General features: G+C 39.7%; 16 protein-coding genes and 3 pseudogenes. 16 read left to right on the top strand and 3 right to left on the bottom strand.

The annotated features are described in order from the left end of the window. Window positions 1-24: 24 nt before the first annotated feature. Both FJR73_RS04320 and FJR73_RS04315 read right to left on the bottom strand, forming a co-directional pair. Window positions 25-990, bottom strand: a complete 966-nt coding sequence (locus FJR73_RS04320) for a LacI family DNA-binding transcriptional regulator (RefSeq protein WP_140833538.1) — start codon at window positions 988-990, stop codon at window positions 25-27. Then, entirely contained in the window at window positions 971-2,425 is a 1,455-nt protein-coding gene (locus FJR73_RS04315; protein WP_140833536.1) for a sucrose-6-phosphate hydrolase, read from the bottom strand. The genes FJR73_RS04320 and FJR73_RS04315 overlap by 20 nt, the downstream gene beginning before the upstream one ends. Window positions 2,426-2,786: 361 nt before the next feature. On the opposite strand from FJR73_RS04315, the pseudogene FJR73_RS04310 reads away from it, so the two are divergent. The 3 genes and pseudogenes from FJR73_RS04310 to scrK form a co-directional block, all read left to right on the top strand. Next, window positions 2,787-4,146, top strand: a pseudogene (locus FJR73_RS04310) (sucrose-specific PTS transporter subunit IIBC); the annotation flags it as partial. Window positions 4,147-4,208: 62 nt separating this feature from the next. Next, window positions 4,209-4,667: pseudogene (locus tag FJR73_RS10600) on the top strand (PTS glucose transporter subunit IIA); the annotation flags it as partial. Between the two features lie 141 nt (window positions 4,668-4,808). Then, window positions 4,809-5,696, top strand: coding sequence for a fructokinase ScrK (gene scrK, locus FJR73_RS04305; RefSeq protein WP_000164309.1), 888 nt, complete (start codon window positions 4,809-4,811; stop codon window positions 5,694-5,696). Between the two features lie 42 nt (window positions 5,697-5,738). On the opposite strand, the gene FJR73_RS04300 is transcribed toward scrK, so the two are convergent. Further along, window positions 5,739-6,356 (bottom strand): TVP38/TMEM64 family protein, encoded by a 618-nt coding sequence (locus tag FJR73_RS04300; protein ID WP_000076168.1) that lies wholly within the window; start codon window positions 6,354-6,356, stop codon window positions 5,739-5,741. 186 nt (window positions 6,357-6,542) lie between these two features. Here FJR73_RS04300 and FJR73_RS04295 point away from each other — a divergent pair. The 13 genes and pseudogenes from FJR73_RS04295 to FJR73_RS04225 all read left to right on the top strand — a co-directional run. Continuing rightward, window positions 6,543-6,818 (top strand): annotated as a pseudogene (locus tag FJR73_RS04295) (DUF6261 family protein); the annotation flags it as partial. 179 nt (window positions 6,819-6,997) lie between these two features. After that, a complete protein-coding gene (locus tag FJR73_RS04290) occupies window positions 6,998-8,134 on the top strand; it encodes an AbiH family protein (RefSeq protein ID WP_140833533.1) in 1,137 nt (378 codons plus the stop codon). Window positions 8,135-8,288: 154 nt separating this feature from the next. Beyond that, on the top strand, window positions 8,289-9,860 hold the full coding sequence (locus FJR73_RS04285) for a type I restriction-modification system subunit M (RefSeq protein ID WP_140833531.1): 1,572 nt from the start codon (window positions 8,289-8,291) through the stop codon (window positions 9,858-9,860). Beyond that, window positions 9,850-10,845: a virulence RhuM family protein gene (locus FJR73_RS04280; protein ID WP_140833529.1), complete on the top strand. Its 996-nt coding sequence runs from the start codon at window positions 9,850-9,852 to the stop codon at window positions 10,843-10,845. Before FJR73_RS04285 ends, FJR73_RS04280 begins: the two co-directional genes overlap by 11 nt. Further along, the gene (locus tag FJR73_RS04275; protein ID WP_258190672.1) at window positions 10,845-12,605 is read left to right on the top strand and encodes a restriction endonuclease subunit S; all 1,761 of its coding nucleotides are present in this window, start codon (window positions 10,845-10,847) and stop codon (window positions 12,603-12,605) included. Before FJR73_RS04280 ends, FJR73_RS04275 begins: the two co-directional genes overlap by 1 nt. A gap of 56 nt (window positions 12,606-12,661) precedes the next feature. Next, complete coding sequence (locus FJR73_RS04265; protein WP_140833527.1) at window positions 12,662-15,706, top strand: type I restriction endonuclease subunit R; 3,045 nt, start codon at window positions 12,662-12,664, stop codon at window positions 15,704-15,706. A 123-nt stretch (window positions 15,707-15,829) separates the two neighbouring features. Continuing rightward, window positions 15,830-16,234, top strand: a complete 405-nt coding sequence (locus tag FJR73_RS04260) for a YbgA family protein (protein ID WP_140833524.1) — start codon at window positions 15,830-15,832, stop codon at window positions 16,232-16,234. Continuing rightward, window positions 16,218-16,580: a TIGR02328 family protein gene (locus tag FJR73_RS04255; RefSeq protein WP_140833523.1), complete on the top strand. Its 363-nt coding sequence runs from the start codon at window positions 16,218-16,220 to the stop codon at window positions 16,578-16,580. The genes FJR73_RS04260 and FJR73_RS04255 overlap by 17 nt, the downstream gene beginning before the upstream one ends. Before the next feature lie 244 nt (window positions 16,581-16,824). After that, window positions 16,825-19,074: a 5-methyltetrahydropteroyltriglutamate--homocysteine S-methyltransferase gene (gene metE, locus FJR73_RS04250; RefSeq protein ID WP_140833521.1), complete on the top strand. Its 2,250-nt coding sequence runs from the start codon at window positions 16,825-16,827 to the stop codon at window positions 19,072-19,074. A gap of 102 nt (window positions 19,075-19,176) precedes the next feature. Continuing rightward, complete coding sequence (gene metF, locus FJR73_RS04245; RefSeq protein WP_049524662.1) at window positions 19,177-20,043, top strand: methylenetetrahydrofolate reductase [NAD(P)H]; 867 nt, start codon at window positions 19,177-19,179, stop codon at window positions 20,041-20,043. Between the two features lie 496 nt (window positions 20,044-20,539). Further along, window positions 20,540-22,753 carry a polyribonucleotide nucleotidyltransferase gene (gene pnp / locus FJR73_RS04235; RefSeq protein ID WP_140833519.1) on the top strand — a complete coding sequence of 738 codons (2,214 nt, stop codon included), beginning with the start codon at window positions 20,540-20,542 and terminating at the stop codon, window positions 22,751-22,753. 15 nt (window positions 22,754-22,768) lie between these two features. Continuing rightward, on the top strand, window positions 22,769-23,386 hold the full coding sequence (cysE, locus tag FJR73_RS04230) for a serine O-acetyltransferase (RefSeq protein ID WP_125431673.1): 618 nt from the start codon (window positions 22,769-22,771) through the stop codon (window positions 23,384-23,386). Window positions 23,387-23,397: 11 nt separating this feature from the next. After that, window positions 23,398-24,282, top strand: coding sequence for a GNAT family N-acetyltransferase (locus FJR73_RS04225; RefSeq protein ID WP_140833517.1), 885 nt, complete (start codon window positions 23,398-23,400; stop codon window positions 24,280-24,282). Window position 24,283 lies beyond the last annotated feature (1 nt).

Below are 24,283 nucleotides of genomic sequence, written 5' to 3'. Positions count from 1 at the left end.
GAATTGGTCTGAGTTTTCTTGTACTTAAATACTTTTTCCTGGCAATAATGTAACTGGTAAGAAATAACCAGTAGTAGCAACCTCTTTGCCTTCAATTTTTTGTAAGAGCAAATCAACTGTTAGGCGAGCAATCTCTTCCAAGGGTTGTTTAATGGTAGTGAGGTGAGGGTAGAAATTCTCAATAAAATAAGTCCCGTCATATCCGATAACTTTTAGTTGTTCAGGAACAGAGATACCAAGCTCCTGAGCAATTTTAATAACCAAAATAGCAGTCAAATCATCAGAGGCGAAAATCGCATCTGGTTTTTGTTTGGTCAGGATATTTTTAATTTCCATTTCCTTGCGTAGGGGTGAAAAGTCACTGGAAACATTGATAATAGGAGCCTTTGGCAAGATTGAAGCAAAACCAGCATGACGAAGTCCAGTTGGTGAATTGGAATTGTCATTTCCTGTAATCATGATAATAGATTTGGCTCCAGTTTTAGCCAAGGTCTGAGCGGCTAGAACTCCACCAGCATAGTTGTCAGAAGAAACGACAGGTATGTCTGGTGATAGGTTACGGTCAAATGAAATGATTGGAGCCGTCACGCGATTGTAATCCTCAATCCCAAGGTTGTGACTTCCCGAAATGATGCCGTCCACCTGGTTGGCTTCTAGCATTTCGATGTACTCGCGTTCTTTTTCTGAATCATGCTCACTATTACAGATGATGGTCTTGTAACCTTTTTTGAAGAGTTCGTGTTCCAATTTATCAATCAATTCAGCATAGAAAACATGGCTGATTTTTGGGAAAATCAAACCGATTAACTTGGCGGATTTACCTTGAAGACTGCGAGCTAGGTTGTTGGGTTTATAGCCCAGCTCACGCATAGCATCTTTAACCTTTTGAATAGTTTTTTCTGACAGGTAGCCTTTTTTATTAATAACACGTGAGACAGTAGTTGGGCTGACGCCTGCTAGTTCTGCGACATCAGTTAGTTTTGCGACCATATTCTAATTCGTAGTATGTTCCAGTTGGGTTTCCAGATTTAATGAGGATTCCATTTTGATCTTCGTGAGGGAAGACACGACCAGAAAATACTTTTTCTCCTTTATTGATAAAGATTTCAAAGACTGAGTTGTCGATGAAGATATTGACAGTAGTTGCTTGATTAGTAACTGAGCAAGAGCGAGTAGTTCCAAATTCTTGAGCATATTGTTCTCCAGCTTGACTACGATCAACGGTTACTTGGCCATTGACAAGGTCAAAATTGATAGATAGCCCCTTGCCGTCTTTATCAGCAAGAAGGACAATTTCACTTTGGCTATTAGCTTCTATATTAAGCTCAAGTTCGTAGGTATTTTTGGTTTCAGAACGATTTGAAAATTCCTCTTCTGAAGCACGAAGATCCTTGATAGCTGCTACAGGGTATTGATAGAGTTTGCCGTCTTTAATGGTAAGTTCTTTTACCAATGAGAAGGTTCCTTGGTGATCAAAACGATCAGATGGATAAGACACATCCGGTAAACCAAGCCAACTAACAGCAAGGGCACGTCCATCAGGGGCATTGAAGGCTTGAGTGGCATAGGCTTCAAAACCATAATCGAGGTTGTGTAGTTCAGACACATCTACCATACGAGCATTTTCTGGATCAAAGGAAGTGCCGATTTTATACATGTTTGGATAGATATTGTCATAGTCAAGAACCTTTTTATCCAAACCTTGTGGGCAGTAAAGAAGGACAGGTTGTTCTCCGACAAAGACTAGATTTGGGCACTCCATCATATAAGCAGTACGGTCATTGTTGAAGTCCAAATCACCAACTTCTTGCCAGTTTGTATAATCATTTTCGATAGCCTTATAGAGACGGACAAATCCTTTTTTGTCCAAATCTTGACCACCAACGATAGCGTAGTATTGTCCTTTAAAGTTAAAAATCTGTGGATCGCGGAAGTGGTCAGTAGCATCAGCAGGCTGATCAATCAAGATTTTATCAATCTTTTTAATCTTTCCATCCTTGTCCACTAAGGCACCAATCTGGTAAGGATGGCGAATCCAATTTTCATCACGAACATTTCCAGTATAAAAGAGGAATAATTGTTCTCCAAACTGCATAGCAGATCCTGAGTAAGCACCGTGGCTATCTAAAGGAGTATCAGGTAGAACCTTAACTCCAGTTTCTGAAAAATGAACTAAATCATCACTTTCAAGTTGTACCCAAGATTTTAAACCATGAGCTGCACCAAAGGGAAAGTTTTGGTAAAAGACAACCCACTTGCCATCGAAATATGAAAAACCATTTGGATCATTTAAAAGACCCTGCTTGGGTTCGATGTGATAGCTTGTATGCCATGGAGACTGAGCCATATTTTCTTTGATTTGTTTAATTTCTTCTTGTGTCCAATCTTCATAACGTCTGTAACGACGTTCAGTAGTCCATTCCATTTCTATTTCCTCCATAAATTCTACTATCTTAATAGTAAACGTTTCCTTATAAAAAAGCAAGTCTTTTACACTAAATTAAAGAAAAAAATGTCAAACGATTGACAGAATCTAGGAACGTAATTTTATGAAAAATGATGAAAATATGAAAGCTTTTGAAAACTTTAAAGTAAAAACCTTGATTTTAGAGGGTGTTATGGCTGTGTTGATGAAAAAAATAGCAAAAACAATCAAAAAATAAAAAATAGCAATTTTTTTCTGCAAAACGCTTGACATATTTTTGAAAGATGATAAAATAATACTCGTAGGGCGAGTAAAATCGCTTTCATACAAGAATAAATTTTTTATAAGGAGATTTTTGCAAATGAACAATCAGGAAATTGCAAAAAAAGTCATCGATGCCTTGGGCGGACGTGAGAATGTTAACAGTGTAGCTCACTGTGCAACTCGCCTCCGTGTTATGGTAAAAGATGAAGCGAAGATCAACAAGGATGCTATCGAGAGCTTGGAAAAAGTTCAAGGTGCTTTCTTTAACTCAGGTCAATACCAAATCATCTTTGGTACTGGTACAGTTAACAAGATGTACGACGAAGTTGTAGCTCTTGGTTTGCCAACATCATCTAAGGATGAAATGAAGGCAGAAGCTGCTAAACAAGGAAATTGGTTCCAACGTGCGATCCGTACTTTCGGTGATGTTTTCGTTCCAATCATCCCTGTTATCGTAGCGACAGGTCTCTTCATGGGTGTGCGTGGTCTTTTCAACGCTCTTGAAATGCCGCTTCCAGGTGACTTTGCAACTTACACACAAATCTTGACAGATACAGCCTTTATCATCTTGCCAGGTTTGGTTGTGTGGTCAACTTTCCGTGTATTCGGTGGAAATCCAGCTGTTGGTATCGTTCTTGGTATGATGCTGGTTTCCGGTTCACTTCCAAATGCTTGGGCCGTTGCTTCTGGTGGTGAAGTGACTGCTATGAACTTCTTCGGATTTATCCCAGTTGTTGGTTTGCAAGGATCTGTTCTTCCAGCCTTCATCATCGGGGTTGTCGGAGCTAAATTTGAAAAAGCTGTCCGCAAGGTTGTTCCAGATGTGATTGACCTCTTGGTAACACCATTCGTGACACTTTTGGTCATGTCTATCCTTGGACTCTTTGTCATCGGACCAGTCTTCCATGTTGTTGAAAACTACATCCTTCTTGGAACAAAAGCTATTCTTAACTTGCCATTTGGTCTTGGTGGTTTCTTGATTGGTGGAGTTCACCAAGTTATCGTCGTATCAGGTGTTCACCACATCTTCAACTTGCTTGAAGTTCAATTGCTTGCTGCTGACCATGCTAACCCATTCAACGCTATCATCACAGCTGCTATGACTGCACAAGGTGCTGCAACTGTAGCAGTTGGTGTGAAAACTAAAAATCCAAAACTTAAAACTCTTGCTTTCCCAGCAGCCCTTTCTGCCTTCCTAGGTATTACTGAGCCTGCTATCTTCGGGGTTAACTTGCGTTACCGTAAACCATTCTTCCTTTCATTGATCGCTGGTGCAATCGGTGGTGGATTGGCATCTATCCTTGGTCTTGCTGGTACTGGTAATGGTATCACCATCATCCCTGGTACAATGCTTTATCTTGGTAATGGACAACTTCCACTATACCTTCTTATGGTAGCTGTATCATTTGCCCTTGGTTTTGCCCTTACTTATATGTTTGGTTATGAAGATGAAACTGATGGAGAATCAACTGTAAAAAAGCCTGAAATTAGCGAAGAAGTAGTAGAAACTGCATCTAAGCTAACAGACGAAACAATCCAAACTCCTATCGTTGGTGATGTTGTCGCTCTTGCTGATGTCAATGACCCAGTCTTCTCAAGTGGAGCTATGGGACAAGGTATTGCTGTGAAACCTAGCCAAGGTGTGGTTTATGCACCAGCTGATGCTGAAGTTTCAATCGCCTTTCCAACAGGACATGCCTTCGGTTTGAAAACAACCGATGGTGCTGAAGTTTTGATCCACGTTGGTATCGACACTGTAACAATGAACGGTGACGGTTTTGAAGCAAAAGTTGCCCAAGGTGACAAGGTGAAAGCAGGAGATGTTCTTGGAACATTTGACTCAGCTAAGATTGCCGCTGCAGGACTTGACAACACAACTATGGTTATCGTGACAAACACTGCAGACTTTGCTTCAGTAAATCCAGTTGCTTCTGGATCAGTTGCTAAGGGTGACGCAGTCATTGAAGTTAAAGCTTAATAGATTCATAAAAACGAACAAATGTCATGTTTGTTCGTTTTTGATTGAATGGTAAAATTTACAGAGGAAAATCTAAAATATTGAGCAATTTTCAGTCTGGAAATATGCTATAATAAAGAAAATAAATACAAGAGGTTAATCATGACAAAACTATACGGAAGTTTGGAAGCAGGCGGTACAAAATTTGTCTGTGCTGTCGGTGATGAAAATTTTAACGTTGTAGAAAAAACACAATTTCCAACAACAACTCCAATCGAAACAATCGATAAAACCATTGAGTTCTTCTCAAAATTCGATAACCTTGCTGGTCTTGCAGTTGGTTCATTTGGTCCGATTGATATTGATAAAAACTCAAAAACTTATGGCTTTATCACAACAACTCCAAAACCAAACTGGGCAAATGTGGACTTGCTTGGTGCCCTTCGTCGCGCCCTAAACGTGCCAATGTACTTCACTACAGACGTAAACAGCTCTGCTTATGGTGAAGTGGTTGCCCGTAACAACGCTGGTGGTCGTATCGAAAACTTGGTTTACTACACAATCGGTACAGGTATCGGTGCAGGTGTCATCCAACGTGGTGAGTTTATCGGTGGTGTTGGTCACCCTGAAATGGGTCACTACTATGTGGCTAGACACCCAATGGATATTGAAAAAGAGTTTAAGGGTGTTTGTCCTTTCCATAAGGGATGTCTGGAAGGCTATGCAGCTGGTCCAAGTTTGGAAGCTCGTACAGGTGTACGTGGGGAAAATATTGAACTCAATAACCCTGTTTGGGATGTTCAAGCCTACTATATCGCTCAAGCTGCGGTTAATGCGACAGTGACTTTCCGCCCAGACGTGATTGTCTTTGGTGGAGGGGTCATGGCTCAACAACACATGCTGGATCGTGTCCGTGAGAAATTTACAGCTCTCCTTAATGGCTACCTACCAGTACCAGATGTGCGTGACTACATCGTAACGCCAGCAGTCGCAGGAAATGGTTCTGCTACTCTTGGGAACTTTGTCCTTGCAAAAGAAGTTTCAAAATAAAGTACAAAATCCGCTTGGGCAACCAAACGGATTTTTTATGTATCAAAGCATTTGCCAGAAGAAGTCGATAATATAGGTCAGACCGTAGGTATAAACCACGAGGGTAAAGGGTTTGGTCAGAATGATGATGGTCATATAGCGCTTGAAACTCATCTTGGTTAAGGCAGCCAGCATACAGAGAAAGTCAGCGGGGCTAATCGGCCAAATCATCATAAAGATAAAGAAACGGTCAAAACGATTACCCTTATCAAGCCAGCCGATATACTTGTCATAGGTGCGCTTGCTGACGACAGACTGGACAAAGGCGGCCCCATAGAGTCGCACCAGATAAAAGATAATGGCACAGCCAATCACGATGCCGATATAGTTGTAGATAGTCCCGATGATGTGGCCGTAGATAAAGACCCCTGCCACTGAGGTCAAGGCTCCAGGAATGATAGGGACGACTGTCTGTAAAATCTGTAAAAAGATAAAGAGAGGTGGCCCCCAGATACCTGCCTGCTGGATAAAGGCAGAGAGGGTTTCCTTGGACTGTAAAATCCCAGCCTGATAAGCCCAAATACAGAAAATCAAACTCCCAACCCCACCGACAATCGATGAGATATTGATAACTTGCTGCAGAAGGGGAGAAACAGCTTTCATTTGTTTATCCTGTGACATGTAAACTCCTCATAGATAGTATAACTCTACTATACCATATTTTGGAGTAGAAAGGGGGAATGATTGTTTTTGATGAGGAATGGATAGTGAATAGACCTTCGAGACTTAGAACATGTCTCTTTCCTAAAGTTTAAATTTATTCTAGGTTTAGAACAATCGTCATTCCATGAATTTAAAAGTATTCTACTGCTGACGGTGGTGGTCAATGCTCAAGAGGAATATGACCAAGTGGAAAGTCAGGTGCGTGCGCATAAGTTTACCAAGGAAGTCGGCAAGACTAGACAAGTCCGCACCGAACTAACCAGCATCTACGACCTCTTTATGTGCTATACTGTAGCCAGTGCAGAAGCCTATCCTGAAAAGGAGCACTTGACTCAACTCCTCAAGGAACTCAATAGCATCAGAGATAGCAAGCGCCGTCTCATCACTAGTAGCAAGAAAGATAAAAAGACCAAACCATAAGAACCAGGCCAAGCAGCAGGATAAAGACAACCCCTTAGAAGCGGAATTCTAAGGGGATTTTTGTGGTTTCGTGGTATAATGTTAGAGAAAAAGACTGAAAAAATATATGTTTCTGTTATAGTGGAAGTGATAAAAAAGTGTAAAAGATAATCCAATTATAATAGATAAGAGGAAATTTTATGGCAGATACAATTTTAATATTGGGCAACGGGTTTGATCGTGCGATGAACCGAGATACAAGGTATACCGATTTTATTGAGTTTGAAAAACAATTATTTTCTAATCCAGATGATGAGTTACTGGAGTTTCTAAAAGCTAAAAATATTAGTATTGAGAAATACAAAGATAATTTATATTTGAAATTTATCAACGAAAACAAAGATACTCTTGGAGATAATTGGTCTAATCTTGAAATCATGATCTCCCAACTAGCGGATGCAATAATGTATTTTAAAGAGAATATGAAATTACTATATGATTTATCAGATATACATCCAGTTAGAAAAAGTAGAGATAGTTTGAAAAATGAAACTAATTTCAGCGCAAAATACTTTATTGCAGAGGTATTCGCTCCACTCTACAGTCACTATGAATGGAAGTTTTTGGATAGAGATTTGGTATTGAATAAATTAAATTACATTTTTATCGAACAGTTAAATTTATTAACAGAACTATTAGAAATTTATCTGTCGTATTTAGATTTTGATATTCGAAGGATTGAAGCAAGTTCAACAGCTCTAGATGCAATATCTGATTTGTCAAATTCCTCTGTTTTAAACTTTAATTATACTAATACATCAGGATATTTATTTGGGACTTATGAGGAGAGAACTCATTTCATACATGGCCGAATTGATTTAGATAGACCCTTCAGTCGAATCAATACTATGGTCTTTGGAATTGAGGACAAAGAAAATGATGTCAACAGTGATTTAATTCCTTATCAGAAATATTACCAAAGAGTTGTTAAGGAAACTGGAAATAAATTTGAAGAATTTTTTAAACGAACTTTCTATGATATAGGTGATGCATTCGGTGGTCAACTTCCAAATTCAAAGAATATTATTGTTTTTGGTCACTCGGTTGATCCTTTGGATAAGGAAATATTTCAAAAATGTTTTGAATTAGCAGAGAATGGAAAATATATTTATCGATTTGTTTTTACTTATTTTGATGAGCCTGCTAAACGTTCGATTATTAAGAATCTTGCAATCATTCTTGGTAAAGCAAAATTGGTAGAGTTAACAGGAAAACGAAATCTTGTATTTATAAAGAGTGATGATAAGGATGGTATGAAAAATGTTCTACTATCTTAATAAAATCAAAAAATAGTTGAATTTATAGAATAAAATTGTAAAATCTTAATCTAAAAACATTTCTATCCCACTCGCTCTTCTCGCTTCGAGTGGGTTTTCTTAAAATATGATAAAATAAAAGAGATAATACATTTATTTAATAAGGGAAGTGAAAATGGCAAGTAAAGAAAATGCAGAACGCAAGGAACTGCATCGTAAGATTTGGGCGATTGCGGACGATGTTCGTGGAGCTGTAGATGGTTGGGATTTTAAACAATACATTTTAGGAATCCTATTCTATCGCTTTATTTCAGAGCATATGGCTGATTATTTTGACCGCGCTGAGCATGAGGCTGGGGATTTAGAATTCCGTTATGCTGAATTGAGTGACCAAGAAGCTGAGCAAGATTTTAAACCAGGGACAGTTGAGGATAAGGGATTCTTTATCCTTCCGAGTCAACTATTTGAAAATGTAGTCAAGAATGCCTCGAAAAATGAAAATTTAAACGAAGACTTGGCCAATATTTTCCAAGCTATTGAGAAATCAGCGATTGGCTTCAAATCAGAGGATGATATCAAAGGTTTGTTTGATAACTTGGATACACGAAGCAATATCCTTGGTGGAACTGTTCCAGAAAAAAATAAACGACTTTCTGACATTCTAAATGGTATCAATAGCATTAACTTTGGTAACTTTGAGAAAAATGACATCGATGCCTTTGGGGATGCTTATGAGTTCTTGATTTCCAACTATGCAAGTAATGCAGGAAAAAGTGGGGGTGAATTTTTCACACCTCAGACAGTCTCTAAACTATTAGCTCGTCTAGTGATGGTCGGCAAGGACAAGATTAACAAGGTCTATGACCCAACATGTGGTTCAGGCTCTCTCCTTCTTCAAATGAAAAAACAATATGAAGACCATATCTTAGAGGATGGTTTCTTTGGTCAGGAAATCAATATGACCAACTACAACTTGGCTCGTATGAATATGTTCTTGCACAATATCAACTACAATAACTTTGATATTAAGCGAGGAGATACCCTTTTAAATCCTCAGCATTTAGAAGAAAAGCCATTTGATGCTATCGTTTCTAACCCTCCGTATTCTGTCAAATGGGTGGGAGATGGAGATCCAACTCTAATAAATGATGACCGCTTTGCGCCAGCTGGTAAGCTAGCTCCTAAGTCAAAAGCTGACTTTGCATTTATCATGCATAGTCTCAATCACTTGTCCAATAAAGGTCGAGCAGCTATTGTATGTTTTCCAGGAATTTTCTATCGTGGAGGAGCTGAAAAGACTATTCGTCAGTATCTAGTAGATAACAACTTTGTTGAAGCGGTTATTTCCCTTCCAGACAATCTCTTCTTTGGAACTTCTATTGCGACCACGATTTTAGTTCTAGCGAAGAATAAAGTTGAAAATAAAACACTCTTTATTGATGCAAGTAAAGAATTCAAAAAAGAGACCAATAACAATGTCTTGACGGATGACAATATTGAGCACATTATTGAATTGTTTACTAATTGTCAAAGCGTAGACTATAAAGCGGCTCTCGTTGATAATGATGTGATTGGTTCAGAGCAGGATTATAACTTATCTGTTTCAACCTATGTCGAACAAGAAGATACACGTGAGAAGATTGATATTGATGTGCTCAATCAAGAAATTTCAGAAACTGTAGCCAAGATTGACCACTTGCGTACAGAGATAGACAAGATTGTAGAGGAATTGAGCTATGGTAAATGATGTGATTCTCTATAGGACAGATGACGGCGAGTCCGCTATTGAACTTCACTTGAATAATGGAACGGTCTGGCTGACCCAACAAGAACTAGCTGAGCTCTTTCAAACTTCCAAGCAAAATATTAGTAAACATATCAAGGCTATTTTTGAAGATGGAGAATTATCGGAAGAGGCAACTGTCAACTATAAGTTGACAGTTCAAAATGAGGGGAATAGAAGTGTTCAGCGAAATGTCGCCTACTATAATCTCGATATGATTTTGGCGATTGGTTATCGAGTTCGATCTCCTCGTGGCATTCAGTTCAGACTCTATGCTTCGACAGTCTTGAAAGAGTATCTGATTAAGGGCTTTGCCATGGATGATGAGCTCTTGAAAAACTTGGGTGGAGGCTCTTACTTTAAAGAACTTCTTGAAAGAATCCGAGATATCCGCTCAAGTGAAAAAGTCTTTTACCGTCAGGTCTTGGATCTCTTTGCTACATCAAGCGACTACAATGCAAATTCACCAGAGGCAAAGAAATTCTTTGCGACAGTTCAAAACAAGATGCATTATGCTATTCACCACAATACTGCGAGCGAACTCATCTACAATCGTGTTGATAGTGAAAAGGAGTTTATGGGCTTGACTACTTTTAAGGGAGACCTTCCTACTTTATCCGAAGCAAAAGTTGCCAAGAACTACCTGACAGAAAAAGAACTCCGTGGACTTAATCAGCTTGTATCAGGATATCTAGACTTTGCTGAAAGACAGGCAGAGCGAGAAGAAATCATGACCATGGCTGACTGGGTGGCTCACGTAGATCGTATCCTTCAGGCTACTGGGGAAGACTTGCTAGCTAACAGTGGTTCTATCTCTCGTGAACAGATGAAGCATAAGGTGGATAAGGAATATAAGAGCTACCAAGCCAAGACCCTTAGTCAAGTTGAAAAAGATTACCTCAAAGAAATCAAAAGTATTGAAAATCTAGCCAAGGAAGGAGGTAAGTGATGAACATCCTAGAAGAAATCCAGAACTGTCCCGTTGAGTGGAAAGTACTTAAAGATGTTGCTATATTGAAGAATGGAAAGGATTGGAAAACTCTTCCAAGTGGGGAAGTACCAGTATATGGAAGTGGTGGAGAAATGGGAGAATTTGTCTCAGATTATTCTTATGACAAACCAACAGTTTTAATTCCTAGGAAAGGTTCTATTTCTAACTTGTTCTATATAGAAAAAGCTTTCTGGAATGTTGATACCATTTACTATACTGAGATTGATGAAAATCAGATTATTCCAAAGTATTTTTATTATTATTTAACAACTGTCAAATTGGAAGAAATGGCAACTAATCCAACAAGACCTAGTTTGACTCAAGCTATTCTTGATAAAGTTAAAATCCCCATCCCTCCTCTAAAAATTCAAGAGAAAATCGTGCAAACACTTGACAAATTTACTGATTATGTTACAGAATTGACCTCACGTAAAAAGCAATATTCTTATTATCGAGATAAACTCTTATCTTTTGAGGATGAGGTTTATCAGGTTGAGTGGAAGACTATTCAAGATATTTCTGTTAAGATTGTTACTGGAGTAACGCCTAAAAAATCATGCGAAGATTATTATCTTAAAGGTACTATTCCTTGGCTTAGAACAAATGAAGTAAAATTTAATACAATAACAACTACAGAAAAATATGTTACTGAGAAAGCTGTTGAAGAAACAGGTTTAAAATGGATACTGCCAAATAGCATAATTATTGCAATTTCAGGAGCAACTGCTGGTAGAGTTGCGATGAATAGTATTCCTTTAACAACTAATCAACATTGTTGTAGTATTAGTGTTGATGAAAGAATAGTAAATTATAAGTATTTGTATTATTGGTTGGTTAATCAAAATAGGCAGATATTGAGTTTGAAACAAGGTGCACGTGGGGATATAAATATGAGTATGATTAAATCATTGAAAATCCCAGTTCCATCTCTTGAAATACAGTCCCGTATTGTTCAAGTTTTAGACAACTTTGATACGGTTTGTAATGACCTCAACATCGGACTACCTAAGGAGATTGAACTTCGTCAAAAACAGTATGAATATTTTAGAGAAAAACTCTTGACATTCGTCGCCGAAGGCGAGTACACTGAGAGTAGAGTAGAGGAGTGGGACAACTCCGCTATTATCAAACTTTTACAGTGGGTATTTGGACCAATTCGAGTGAAGGTGGGAGCAGTTGCAGAATATAGTCAAAAGAGGATTAGTGTGACAGATTTAACTCCTGAAACTTATGTTGGAGTTGATAATTTGTTGCAAGATAGAAAAGGGAAAGCAGTTGCTACATTTTTACCTGATCAAGGAAGTGTTACAACCTATAATCAGGGTGATATATTGATTGGTAATATCAGACCTTATCTCAAAAAAATTTGGTTTTCTAATCAAGTTGGTGGGACAAGTGGAGATGTCTTGACAATTCAAAATTCTATTACCCCTTGTATGGAAAATAAATATTTATATTATATTTTGTCAGATGATCGATTCTTTTATTATAATGTGCAATATTCAAAAGGTTCTAAGATGCCCCGAGGAGATAAGAAAGCTATTATGCAATATAAGTTTATATTGCCATCCATTACAGAACAAAAAAGAATCGTCTCCATTCTTGACAATTTTAACACCCTAACCAACTCTCTTTCTGAAGGTCTTCCAAAAGAAATCGAACTAAGACAAAAACAGTATGAATACTGGAGAGAACAATTATTAAACTTCACTAGATAAATTTTTGAATCATTTTGAGAAAGAATCTCAATTAATACAATAAAAGGAAGCATACTATGGTTGATTATTCAAAAGTACATGAAGTAATTGTGGAAACAAATGAAGGGATTCTCTTGGCTGAGTATCAACCAGAGTATCGCACAGATAGAGAATTTAAGTCTGAGGCAGATTTGGAAAGACAATTGCTTATGGATTTAGTCAATGGTCTCAATTATGAACGATTGGATATCCATACACCTGCGGAGCTTTTAGCGAATGCAAAGGTCCAAATTGAAAAGCTTAATAAGGTTACGTTTACGGATGCTGAATGGCAACGTTTTGTAGTCGAGTATTTAGACTGTTCCAATGAAGGTTCGGTTGAAAAGACACGAAAAATCCAAGAAAATCATATCTATGATTTTGTCTTTGATGACGGACGGATTAAAAATATTTTCATACTCGACAAGAAAAATATTCACAACAACAGCATGCAGGTCATCAACCAAGTGACACAAGTGGGGAGCCATACCAACCGTTATGATGTGACCATTTTAGTCAATGGTCTTCCGCTAGTTCAGATTGAATTGAAGAAGCGGGGAGTTAGTCTACAAGAAGCCTTTAATCAGGTTCACCGTTATAGTAAGGAAAGCTTTAACAGCGAAAATTCTTTGTATAAGTATGTTCAGATTTTTGTGATTTCGAATGGCACTTATACACGCTACTTTGCAAATACAACAGCTCAGAATAAAAATCACTATGAGTTTACCTGTGAGTGGGCAGACCGTAAAAATAAGACTATTCACGAATTGGAAGATTTTACTGTTACTTTCTTAAGCAAGCGTGTCCTCTTGGAAGTTTTGACCAAGTATTGTGTTTTTGATGTGGATAATACCTTGCTCATCATGCGCCCTTATCAGATAGCAGCTACCGAGAGTATTTTGAGAAAAATTCATTCCTCTAATGAGATGAAGAATTTTGGAACAATCAATGCTTGTGGCTATATCTGGCATACGACAGGGTCAGGGAAAACCTTGACCAGCTTTAAGACTGCACGCTTAGCGACAGAGTTGGACTATATTGACAAAGTGATATTCGTTGTAGATAGAAAAGACTTAGACTATCAAACTATGAAGGAATATCAAAAATTCCAACCAAATTCAGTCAATGGTAGTAACAATACAAAAGAACTACAACGCAGTATCGAAGAAAATGATGATCGAATCGTTGTCACAACTATTCAAAAGTTAAATAAGTTTATCACTGCAAATCCTAATCATGAAGTCTATGCTAAGAAATGTGTCTTGATTTTTGATGAGTGTCATCGTTCTCAGTTTGGAAAGGCTCAAAAGCGCATTAAGAAGGCTTTTAAACAGTACGCCCTATTTGGATTTACAGGGACACCAATTTTCCCAGAAAATAGTTTAACGGGAGAAACAACTCAAGAAGTTTTTGGGGAGCAACTTCATAACTACGTTATCACGGATGCTATTCGAGATAAAAAAGTCTTGAAGTTCAAGGTTGATTACAACTATATCAAGCCTGAAATCAATAAGTATAGAGAAGCTGAAAAAGCAGTTGGCCGAGAGATTGAAGAGAAGAAATTCAAAAAGATGGAGAAGGAGCTACTTTTACATCCAGAACGGATAGCAACCATCACAGAATACTTACTTCGTGTGTATAATACAAAAACACACCGAAATCAACACTATACTCATAAACAAAAACAATTGTCTGGATTTAATGCTATGCTGGCTGTACAAAGTATTGAAGCAGCAAAATTATACTATGAAGAACTCCAACGACAGCAAGCAGCTTTACCAGAGGCTAAGCGTTTGAAAGTTGCGACTATCTTTAGCTTTGCACCTAACGAAGAACAGTCAGCTTATGGAGAAATTCAAGATGAAGAGCTAGAACCTCAAGATACAGCCATGCCTCTAACTTCTAAAGAGTTTCTTTCTAGAGCGATTGATGATTATAATCACATGTTTAAGACCAACTTCTCAGCTGATGGGAAGGAGTTTCAAAATTACTATCGTGACCTTTCCAAACGCGTTAAATCTAAGGAAGTGGATTTGCTGATTGTGGTCGGTATGTTCTTAACGGGATTTGATGCGCCGACTATGAATACACTCTTTGTCGATAAAAATCTACGTTATCATGGTTTGATTCAAGCCTTCTCGAGAACCAATCGGATTTTTAACAAGGTTAAACCTTTTGGGAATATTGTTTGTTTCCGTGATTTAGAAAAGGCTACGCAAGAAGCTATTAAGACTTTTGGAGATACCAATAAGCTTGAAATCATCTTAGAAAAAAGTTTTAGTGAATATATGGATGGTTTCGTGGATCAAGTAACGGGTATAGAGGTCAAAGGCTATACTGCGGTTTGTCAGGAAATTCTGGAAAGATTCCCGAATCCGCAAGAAATTGAAACAGAGCATGATAAGAAGGAGTTTGTTAAGTTATTTGGTGAGTTGTTGAAGCTTGATAATGTTCTTCGAAATTATGACGAATTTCAAGAAATCAACAAACCTATTTCAGAAGGTTATCTTCAGGATTTAAGAAGCACTTATGTGGAAATTCGAGATGAATTTTTGAACCTTAAAAATTATGAAAAGACCAAGGACTTGGATGTTGATCTTTCAGATGTTGAATTTGAAATTGAACTCTTAAAAACAGATGAGATTAATCTGGACTACATTCTTGCATTGATTGTTGAAAAATCGAAGAATTCTGAGTCCAAAGAAGCAATGAAAGCAGAAGTTAGTCGTGTGATTCGTTCTAGTATCGATATTCGTGCTAAAGAAGAGTTGGTTATCGGCTTTATCAATGACACTGATTTGCAAAAATTGAAAGACCATGATGGGATTATCAATGCTTTCTATGAATATGGCAAGGAGCGCAAGAAAATCGCAATCCATGATCTAGCTGAGTCTGAGAAACTTGTAGCTGATTACCAATTATTCATTGATAAATCAATTCAACGAGGCTATGCTGAAAACAGTGGGACTGATTTAGATTCTATTATTCCACCCACTTCTCGTAGACAGGGAGCACGTGAACGGAAAAAGCAAGAAGTTTTGCGTAAGATTCAGTTGTTAGTAGAGACTTATTCAGGTATCTAAGGATTCTTGACTAAGATTTATTAGAAAAATCAGGCTCTACAACCCCCCCTCTTTATTCGCTCATTTTTAAGATACAACTTTGTTTCCATATTTCCGGGGAACTAGTAGAAAGTAAGGAGAAATATGGAAAATAACAACCAACGTGCCCTTTGCCAGCAACTCTGGGCTAGAAACAAATACCTTGTTTTGAGTCATTCTAGCAACATTTACAATGAGATCCGCCAGTATCTCAAGCAAGAAGTGGTGGAGGTGAGTATGGTTCAAGAGATGATTGACCGTGCCTGTCAAATCCCAGAACACAGGGGTCAGGTTTGCAATGCCTTTCAGCATATTTGGGGCTATTTTAAAAAGAAAGCGACAGATGCTGAGCGTGAGGACTATATGATCTTGCTGGATCGCTACCGATTTGGTCAGGCTTCTAAGGAAGATGTGATTGCTAAGACGAGAGAGTTGCTTGATCGCTACCCCAATACCTACTTACAACATTCGACATTATTGAAAGGAGACTCCCATGAGACTTTGGCATGAGGCTTTGATTTCACAGCTTCCTCGTCCTCAACTTTTGGGACAGCATCGAGAGTGTTGTGCCCTGCGTGGCAATGGCTGGGGCAGAAAGCATGCAACGGTGGACTATGTCTTTACTCACTCGCCCTATCGTCTCTATGCCTATCATCGCTTGATCATGAAGGAAATGGCTGACCGTGGCTATAATGTCAGTTCAGAGTGGCTGGACAAGAACTACCGCGGTAAGACTTGCCCTTCTTATCAAGACTTAGCAGAGGAAAAGTTGACTAGTCCTATATACAGCGAACATGACGTTGCCTACTATGAGGAGTGTTTAGCTAATCTCCGAGAGAAGGGAATCAACATATAGTCTTTTCTAATAACAAGCCATAGTCACTTATAAGAATTACTAATAACGTGTTTGACCAGTCTAACTGAAATATAGTTAAAAAACAAGCTACACAAAGGATTTGAGGCATTTGTCTCAAGTCTTTTTCTTTTGTCTAAAACGGAGATATAGTTTCAAACTATATCAAATCCTAATTTTTTACAATTATACAGATGATTTCTTTTCTGTTAAGATAGTTTCAACAACAAATTTTGGAGGACACATCATGTCAACTACAATCATCGGTTTCCCTCGTTTGGGCGAATTCCGCGAATTAAAATTTACAACTGAAAAATACTTTAGAAAAGAAATCTCAGAAGAAGAACTCTTGGCAGCAGCAAAAGACTTGCGTGCTAAACACTGGAACATTGTAAAAGAAAAAGGCATCACTGAAATCCCATCAAATGACTTTTCTCACTATGACAACTTCCTAGATGCAGCCTTCCTTTTCAACGTGGTACCTGCTTCAGTTCAAAATTTGGACTTGTCTGATCTTGAGCGTTACTTCGCTTTGGGACGTGGTTACCAAGGAGAAAAAGGGGACGTTCGCGCCCTTCCAATGAAGAAATGGTTCAACACCAACTACCACTACATCGTTCCTAAGTTTGAAAAAGACACTCAAGTAAAATTGGCTGGTCACAAAATCTTCGATGAGTTCCGAGAAGCCAAAGAACTTGGATTGAACACTCGCCCAGTTCTTGTAGGTCCATTCACTTTCCTTCAATTGTCAGATTTTGAAGAAGGCGTGAAAGCAGAAGACTTCGTAAACAGCTTAGTTGCTGCTTACCAAGAAGTTTTTGCTAAATTAGCTGAACTTGGTGCGACTCGTATCCAACTCGACGAAGCTGCTCTTGTAAAAGATTTGACAGCCGAAGAAAAAGCTCTCTTCTTGAACCTCTACAACAAACTTTTGGCTGACAAAAAAGGTCTTGAAGTCTTGCTTCAAACTTACTTTGGTGACGTTCGTGACGTTTACTCTGACCTTGTAAACTTGCCAGTAGATGCGATTGGTCTTGACTTCGTTGAAGGTAAGAAAACTCTTGAACTTGTTAAAGGTGGCTTCCCAGCTGACAAGACTCTCTACGCAGGTATTGTTAATGGTAAAAACATCTGGCGTAACAACTACGAAAAGAGCTTGGCTGTTCTTGAGCAAATCCCAGCTGAAAACATCGTTTTGACTAGCTCATGCTCACTTCTTCATGTGCCATTTACAACTGCTAACGAAGAATTTGAACCAGCAATCTTGAACCACTTTGCCTTTGCAGTTGAAAAATTGGATGAGATTCGTGATTTGGATGCTATCCGCAATGGTCAAGGAGCAGAAGCTCTTGCAGCTAACAAAGAACTCTTTGCGACTGAGCGTGTGGGTGAAAATGCGGAACTTCGTGCGCGCATCGCTGGTTTGAAAGACGCAGACTACACTCGTTTGCCAGCATTTGCAGAACGTGAAGCTATCCAAGAAGAAGCTTTCAAACTTCCAGCTCTTCCAACAACAACTATCGGTTCATTCCCTCAAACTAAAGAAGTTCGTGCCAAACGTTTGGCTTACCGTAAAGGTGAATTGTCTCAAGAAGAGTACGACGCTTTCCTTGCTGAAACGATCGATGAATGGATCAAATGGCAAGAAGATATTGACTTTGATGTCCTTGTTCACGGTGAATTTGAACGTAATGACATGGTTGAGTACTTCGGTCAAAACTTGTCAGGTTACCTCTTCTCTAAAAATGGTTGGGTACAATCATACGGTATGCGTGGGGTGAAACCACCAATCATCTGGGGTGATGTAACTCGTCTAAACCCAATCACTGTTAAATGGTCTAGCTATGCACAAAGCCGTACAAACAAACCTGTTAAAGGTATGTTGACTGGACCTGTTACCATCCTCAACTGGTCATTCCCACGTGAAGACATCTCTATCAAGGATTCTACTCTTCAAATTGCCCTTGCTATCAAGGACGAAGTGCTTGACCTTGAAGCTGCTGGTGTGAAAATCATCCAAATCGACGAGGCTGCTCTTCGTGAAAAATTGCCACTCCGTCGTAGCGACTGGTACGAAGACTACCTTGACTGGGCTATTCCTGCCTTCCGCTTGGTACACTCAACAGTAGCGCCAGACACACAAATCCACACTCACATGTGTTACTCAGAATTTACAGATATCATCCCAGCTATCGACAACATGGATGCGGACGTTATCTCATTTGAGGCAAGCCGTTCAAATCTTGAAATCTTGGACGAACTCAAAGCGAAAAACTTCCAAACCGAAGTGGGACCTGGGGTTTACGATATCCACTCACCTCGTGTGCCAAATGAAGGCGAAATCGACCACACAATCGAAGCTATCCTTGCTAAAGTGCCAAGCAAGAAAGTTTGGATCAACCCTGACTGTGGTTTGAAAACACGTGGTATTCCAGAAACAAAAGAAAGCTTGATCCGCCTTGTTGAAGCAGCTAAAGCTGCGCGTGAGAAATTGTAAGACAAGATTTCTCTAGAAGCACTGTTTGGTCAATCTGCCTGTTTCACTCGGATTCTAAGAGTCCAGCTAACTAAAAAAATCAACTAGAAAAGGATAATGACTATGTCACGCCAAACACCGTCACTCTCATTTGAAGTGTTCCCTCCAAACCCAGCAGTGGGTAATGATAACATTATTTCTGCTCTTCAAGATATGCAGGAGTTGGCTCCCCACTTTATCAGTGTGACTGCCAGCAATAATAAATTTAATATCAAGGAAACGACGGTCCGTTTGGCCGACTTTATCCAAAATGACTTGGCGATTCCGACTATTGCTCACTTGCCAGCCATCTATTTGACCAAGGACAAGGTTGCTGAAACCATTGCTGACTTGGACAAGGTTGGGGTGCAGAAAATCTTGGCTCTTCGTGGGGATATCATTCCAGATGTAGAGCCACAGAAAGATTTCCGATACGCAACCGACTTGATTGAGTTCATCAAGGAACAAGCCCCTCACTTTGATATTATTGGCGCTTGCTATCCAGAAGGGCATCCAGATTCACCAAATCAGATTTCAGATATTCAAAATCTCAAGAAGAAAGTAGATGCAGGCTGTTCGAGCCTCGTAACTCAGCTTTTCTTTGACAATGAGCGCTTCTATGATTTCCAAGACAAGTGCATCTTGGCTGGGATTGATGTTCCCATTCATGCAGGGATTATGCCAATTCTGAATCGAAATCAGGCTCTCCGTCTCTTGAAGACTTGTGAGAATATCCATCTTCCACGCAAATTTAAAGCCATCTTAGACAAGTATGAGCATGACCCTGAGTCGCTCAGAGCAGCAGGACTTGCCTATGCAGTGGACCAAATCGTGGACTTGGTAACTCAGGATGTTGCAGGTGTGCATCTCTACACTATGAACAATGCTGAAACAGCAAAATACATCCACCAAGCAACACATGCCTTGTTTAATCATCAGTCTCTAGGATAATAAAAAGCAAACCATTCTTCTCAGGTGAGGGGAATGGTTCCTTTTTAATGGTAAAGACCGCACTTTTTAAGAAAAATATGATAAAATAGACTCTGTACGTACTTGATACAAAGATGAGGGTATTAAAATTTCAAAGGCTTTGTCGATTCTCAATTTTATGACAGAAATTTTTTCATAATTTGTTCTTTTCAGTATTTAGTTTGAGCGAACGAACGAGTCAAATCGACGTTATTTGACGAGAGAGTTAGTAAAGCATTTAGCTAATCGCCTGATAGCAATTAGCGTGAAAGGTTTAGATACTTTAGTATCAAAACTTTCTAATGATTTGTATCTTGAGTAATTGAACACGCCTACAACTCTGTGGAAAAAGATAAATCTGCCTAGGAGTAGTCGCTCCGTCGTCCGATTTCCTATTTTCCTTTGAGTTGCTTAACGGCTTAGTATCTTGATTTTTGTAGGCAAGACGTATAATATTATCAATCCAAAGGGGATTAAAATGACAAAACAAGTGTTTCAAACGACTTTTGCGGGTCGTGAGTTAATTGTAGAGACTGGTCAGGTTGCCAAGCAAGCAAACGGCTCTGTTGTCGTGCGTTACGATGAGTCAACTGTCTTGACTGCGGCCGTTATGTCTAAAAAGATGGCAACTGGGGATTTCTTCCCTCTTCAAGTCAACTACGAAGAAAAAATGTATGCGGCTGGGAAATTTCCTGGTGGCTTTATGAAGCGTGAAGGACGTCCTTCAACAGATGCGACTTTGACAGCGCGTTTGATTGACCGTCCAATCCGTCCCATGTTTGCGGAAGGTTTCCGTAACGAAGTCCAAGTCATCAACACCGTTCTTTCTTATGATGAAAATGCTTCTGCACCAATGGCAGCTATGTTTGGTTCATCCTTAGCGCTTTCTATTTCAGATATTCCATTTGACGGACCAATCGCTGGGGTGCAAGTGGGCTATGTGGATGGTCAAATCATCATCAACCCTACGCAAGAACAAGCAGAGCAATCGCTTCTTGAATTGACAGTAGCTGGTACCAAGCACGCCATCAACATGGTTGAGTCTGGTGCTAAAGAATTGTCAGAAGAAATCATGCTGGAAGCTCTCCTTAAAGGGCACGAAGCAGTTAAAGAATTGATCGCCTTCCAAGAAGAAATCGTTGCTGCTGTCGGTAAAGAAAAAGCAGAAGTGGAATTGCTTCATGTAGACGCTGACTTGCAAGCTGAAATTATCGCAGCCTACAACAGTGACCTCCAAAAGGCAGTTCAAGTAGAAGAAAAATTGGCTCGTGAAGCTGCAACTCAAGCAGTGAAAGACCAAGTGACTGCTGTTTACGAAGAAAAATATGCAGACCACGAAGAATTTGACCGTATCATGCGTGATGTGGCTGAAATCCTGGAACAAATGGAACACGCAGAAATGCGCCGCTTGATTACAGAAGATAAGGTGCGTCCTGACGGTCGTAAGGTTGATGAAATCCGTCCTTTGGATGCGGTTGTTGACTTCCTTCCTCGTGTACACGGTTCTGGTCTCTTCACTCGTGGGCAAACTCAGGCCCTTTCAGTCTTGACCTTGGCTCCGATGGGTGAAACTCAAATCATTGATGGTTTGGATCCAGAGTACAAGAAACGCTTTATGCACCACTATAACTTCCCTCAATACTCTGTAGGGGAAACTGGTCGTTACGGTGCGCCAGGTCGTCGTGAAATTGGTCACGGTGCTCTTGGTGAGCGTGCTCTTGCTCAAGTTTTGCCAAGCTTGGAAGAATTCCCATATGCGATCCGACTTGTAGCGGAGGTCTTAGAATCAAACGGTTCTTCTTCTCAAGCCTCTATCTGTGCTGGAACTCTTGCCCTTATGGCTGGTGGTGTGCCAATCAAGGCTCCAGTAGCTGGTATTGCCATGGGTCTGATTTCAGATGGAAACAACTATACAGTCTTGACAGATATCCAAGGTTTGGAAGATCACTTTGGAGATATGGACTTTAAGGTTGCAGGTACTCGTGACGGGATTACAGCCCTTCAAATGGATATCAAAATCCAAGGGATTACTGCAGAAATCTTGACTGAGGCTCTTGCCCAAGCCAAGAAAGCGCGTTTTGAAATCCTTGATGTGATTGAAGCAACCATTCCAGAAGTTCGTCCAGAATTGGCTCCAACTGCACCGAAAATTGATACCATCAAGATTGATGTGGATAAGATCAAGATTGTCATCGGTAAGGGTGGAGAAACCATCGACAAGATTATCGCTGAAACAGGTGTTAAGATTGATATCGACGAAGAAGGAAATGTGTCTATTTACTCTAGCGACCAAGATGCTATTAACCGTGCTAAAGAAATTATTGCTGGTTTGGTCCGTGAAGCCAAAGTAGATGAAGTTTACCGTGCTAAAGTCGTTCGTATCGAGAAATTTGGTGCCTTTGTTAACCTCTTTGATAAGACAGATGCCCTTGTTCATATCTCTGAGATGGCTTGGACGCGTACCAATAATGTCGAAGACTTGGTAGCAATCGGGGATGAAGTTGATGTTAAGGTTATCAAGATTGATGAAAAAGGACGTGTGGATGCTTCTATGAAAGCTCTTCTTCCTCGTCCTCCAAAACCTGAACGTGATGAAAAAGGCGAAAAGTCTGAGAGATCTCACCGCCCACGTCATCACAAGGATCACAAACCTAAGAAAGAATTTACAGAAACACCAAAAGATTCAGAATAAGAAAAGGAGAAATGTATGGGATGGTGGCGCGAAACCATTGATATCGTAAAAGAAAATGATCCAGCGGCCCGCACCACTTTGGAGGTTTTGCTGACTTATCCAGGTGTCAAGGCCTTGGCGGCCCACCGTCTCTCGCATTTTCTCTGGAAGCATGGCTTCAAACTACTGGCTCGTATGCACAGTCAGTTTTGGCGCTTCTGGACTCAAATTGAGATTCATCCAGGTGCCCAGATTGATTCAGGTGTCTTTATCGACCATGGTTCTGGCTTGGTGATTGGAGAGACAGCTATCGTTGAGACGGGAGTTCTCCTCTATCATGGGGTGACTCTTGGGGGAACAGGGAAAGACTGTGGAAAACGCCATCCTACCGTTCGAAAGGGAGCCTTGATATCAGCTCATGCCCAAGTCATTGGACCCGTTGAAATCGGTGAAAATGCCAAGGTCGGTGCAGCAGCAGTAGTTGTTGCAGATGTTCCAAGTGATGTGACAGTGGTCGGAATTCCTGCTAAGATCGTCCGAGTTCATGGACAGAAGGATGAGCCAACGATTCATGAAGTTGAAGAAAAACGAGAGTACTACGTCAATAAACTCGAGCAGGCTAAAGATGCCAGTCACAGATCGTCTGGTTTGTAGAGGATGGCTATATGATTCAAGCAAGAAACAAGTTAAGCCAAGAGGAGTTATCTGAGGCGAAAAAACTAATTAACTGTTGCCAAAACTATGACGGTACCTATCGTGATCCCTATCTCTCTAACATGCTTAATTTTGACCCAAACATGCCCGCCTTTTTCCTTTATTATGAAAAAGGCGAACTTGTTGGTCTATTAACTGTTTATGCTGATGACCAAGATGTGGAAGTGACGATACTGGTTCATCCAGATCATCGTCGTCAGGGAATTGCGCGTGCATTGCTTACTAGTTTTGAGAAAGAAACGGCTTCTTTCTCTATTTGTTCAGTCACTTTTCAGACAGAGCGTGTTTTTCTAAAGCGCCATCCTGATTTTGTCAACAACTGGGGACTGGTCGAGGATGAAGAGACAGAAACCTGGTTAGGTAAGGATAGAAGACCTTATCCGTTAGCAACTGTTTCCAATCTTGAAGTTTTGTTAGCAGATCGTTCCTATCAGGATCAAATTAGTCAGTTAAAATTTCAGGCTTTCTCAGAGGAACATGAGTCTAGAGAGATTGTGGATAGATATGTCGCTGAAGCTCTGAAAGATCCAGAAAGTCGCCTATATATTTTATTAAAAAATGGTCAGGTTATTGGGACTTGCACGGTTGATTTATCGACTAATACGAATTACTTCTACGGTTTAGCAATATCTGAACTTGAACGTGGGAAAGGCTATGGAAGCTATTTAGCAAAATCCCTTGTCAACCAACTAATTGAGCAAAATGAGAAGGAATTTCAGATTGCCGTGGAGGATAGCAATGTAGGTGCCAAACGTTTGTATGAAAAAATTGGCTTTGTCAAACAGACCCAGGTGGTTTATCTGAATGATAAAGGAGCAAGGGATTCCGAAGTGTAGA

Source organism: Streptococcus sp. D2 (assembly GCF_006385825.1).
Lineage (GTDB): Bacteria > Bacillota > Bacilli > Lactobacillales > Streptococcaceae > Streptococcus > Streptococcus shenyangsis.
Note: the sequence above shows the minus strand (reverse complement) of the source record. Positions and strands in the feature narration are given on the sequence as shown.

Bases quoted from the DNA above. Each gene is read 5' to 3' on its own strand.
- FJR73_RS04300 (WP_000076168.1), bottom strand. From the start codon at position 6,356: ATGTCACAGGATAAACAAATGAAAGCTGTTTCTCCCCTTCTGCAGCAA.
- FJR73_RS04290 (WP_140833533.1), top strand. From the start codon at position 6,998: ATGGCAGATACAATTTTAATATTGGGCAACGGGTTTGATCGTGCGATG.
- scrK (WP_000164309.1), top strand. From the start codon at position 4,809: ATGACAAAACTATACGGAAGTTTGGAAGCAGGCGGTACAAAATTTGTC.
- pnp (WP_140833519.1), top strand. From the start codon at position 20,540: ATGACAAAACAAGTGTTTCAAACGACTTTTGCGGGTCGTGAGTTAATT.
- metE (WP_140833521.1), top strand. From the start codon at position 16,825: ATGTCAACTACAATCATCGGTTTCCCTCGTTTGGGCGAATTCCGCGAA.
- FJR73_RS04280 (WP_140833529.1), top strand. From the start codon at position 9,850: ATGGTAAATGATGTGATTCTCTATAGGACAGATGACGGCGAGTCCGCT.
- FJR73_RS04260 (WP_140833524.1), top strand. From the start codon at position 15,830: ATGGAAAATAACAACCAACGTGCCCTTTGCCAGCAACTCTGGGCTAGA.
- FJR73_RS04265 (WP_140833527.1), top strand. From the start codon at position 12,662: ATGGTTGATTATTCAAAAGTACATGAAGTAATTGTGGAAACAAATGAA.
- FJR73_RS04285 (WP_140833531.1), top strand. From the start codon at position 8,289: ATGGCAAGTAAAGAAAATGCAGAACGCAAGGAACTGCATCGTAAGATT.
- FJR73_RS04255 (WP_140833523.1), top strand. From the start codon at position 16,218: ATGAGACTTTGGCATGAGGCTTTGATTTCACAGCTTCCTCGTCCTCAA.
- FJR73_RS04320 (WP_140833538.1), bottom strand. From the start codon at position 990: ATGGTCGCAAAACTAACTGATGTCGCAGAACTAGCAGGCGTCAGCCCA.
- FJR73_RS04315 (WP_140833536.1), bottom strand. From the start codon at position 2,425: ATGGAATGGACTACTGAACGTCGTTACAGACGTTATGAAGATTGGACA.
- cysE (WP_125431673.1), top strand. From the start codon at position 22,769: ATGGGATGGTGGCGCGAAACCATTGATATCGTAAAAGAAAATGATCCA.
- metF (WP_049524662.1), top strand. From the start codon at position 19,177: ATGTCACGCCAAACACCGTCACTCTCATTTGAAGTGTTCCCTCCAAAC.
- FJR73_RS04275 (WP_258190672.1), top strand. From the start codon at position 10,845: ATGAACATCCTAGAAGAAATCCAGAACTGTCCCGTTGAGTGGAAAGTA.
- FJR73_RS04225 (WP_140833517.1), top strand. From the start codon at position 23,398: ATGATTCAAGCAAGAAACAAGTTAAGCCAAGAGGAGTTATCTGAGGCG.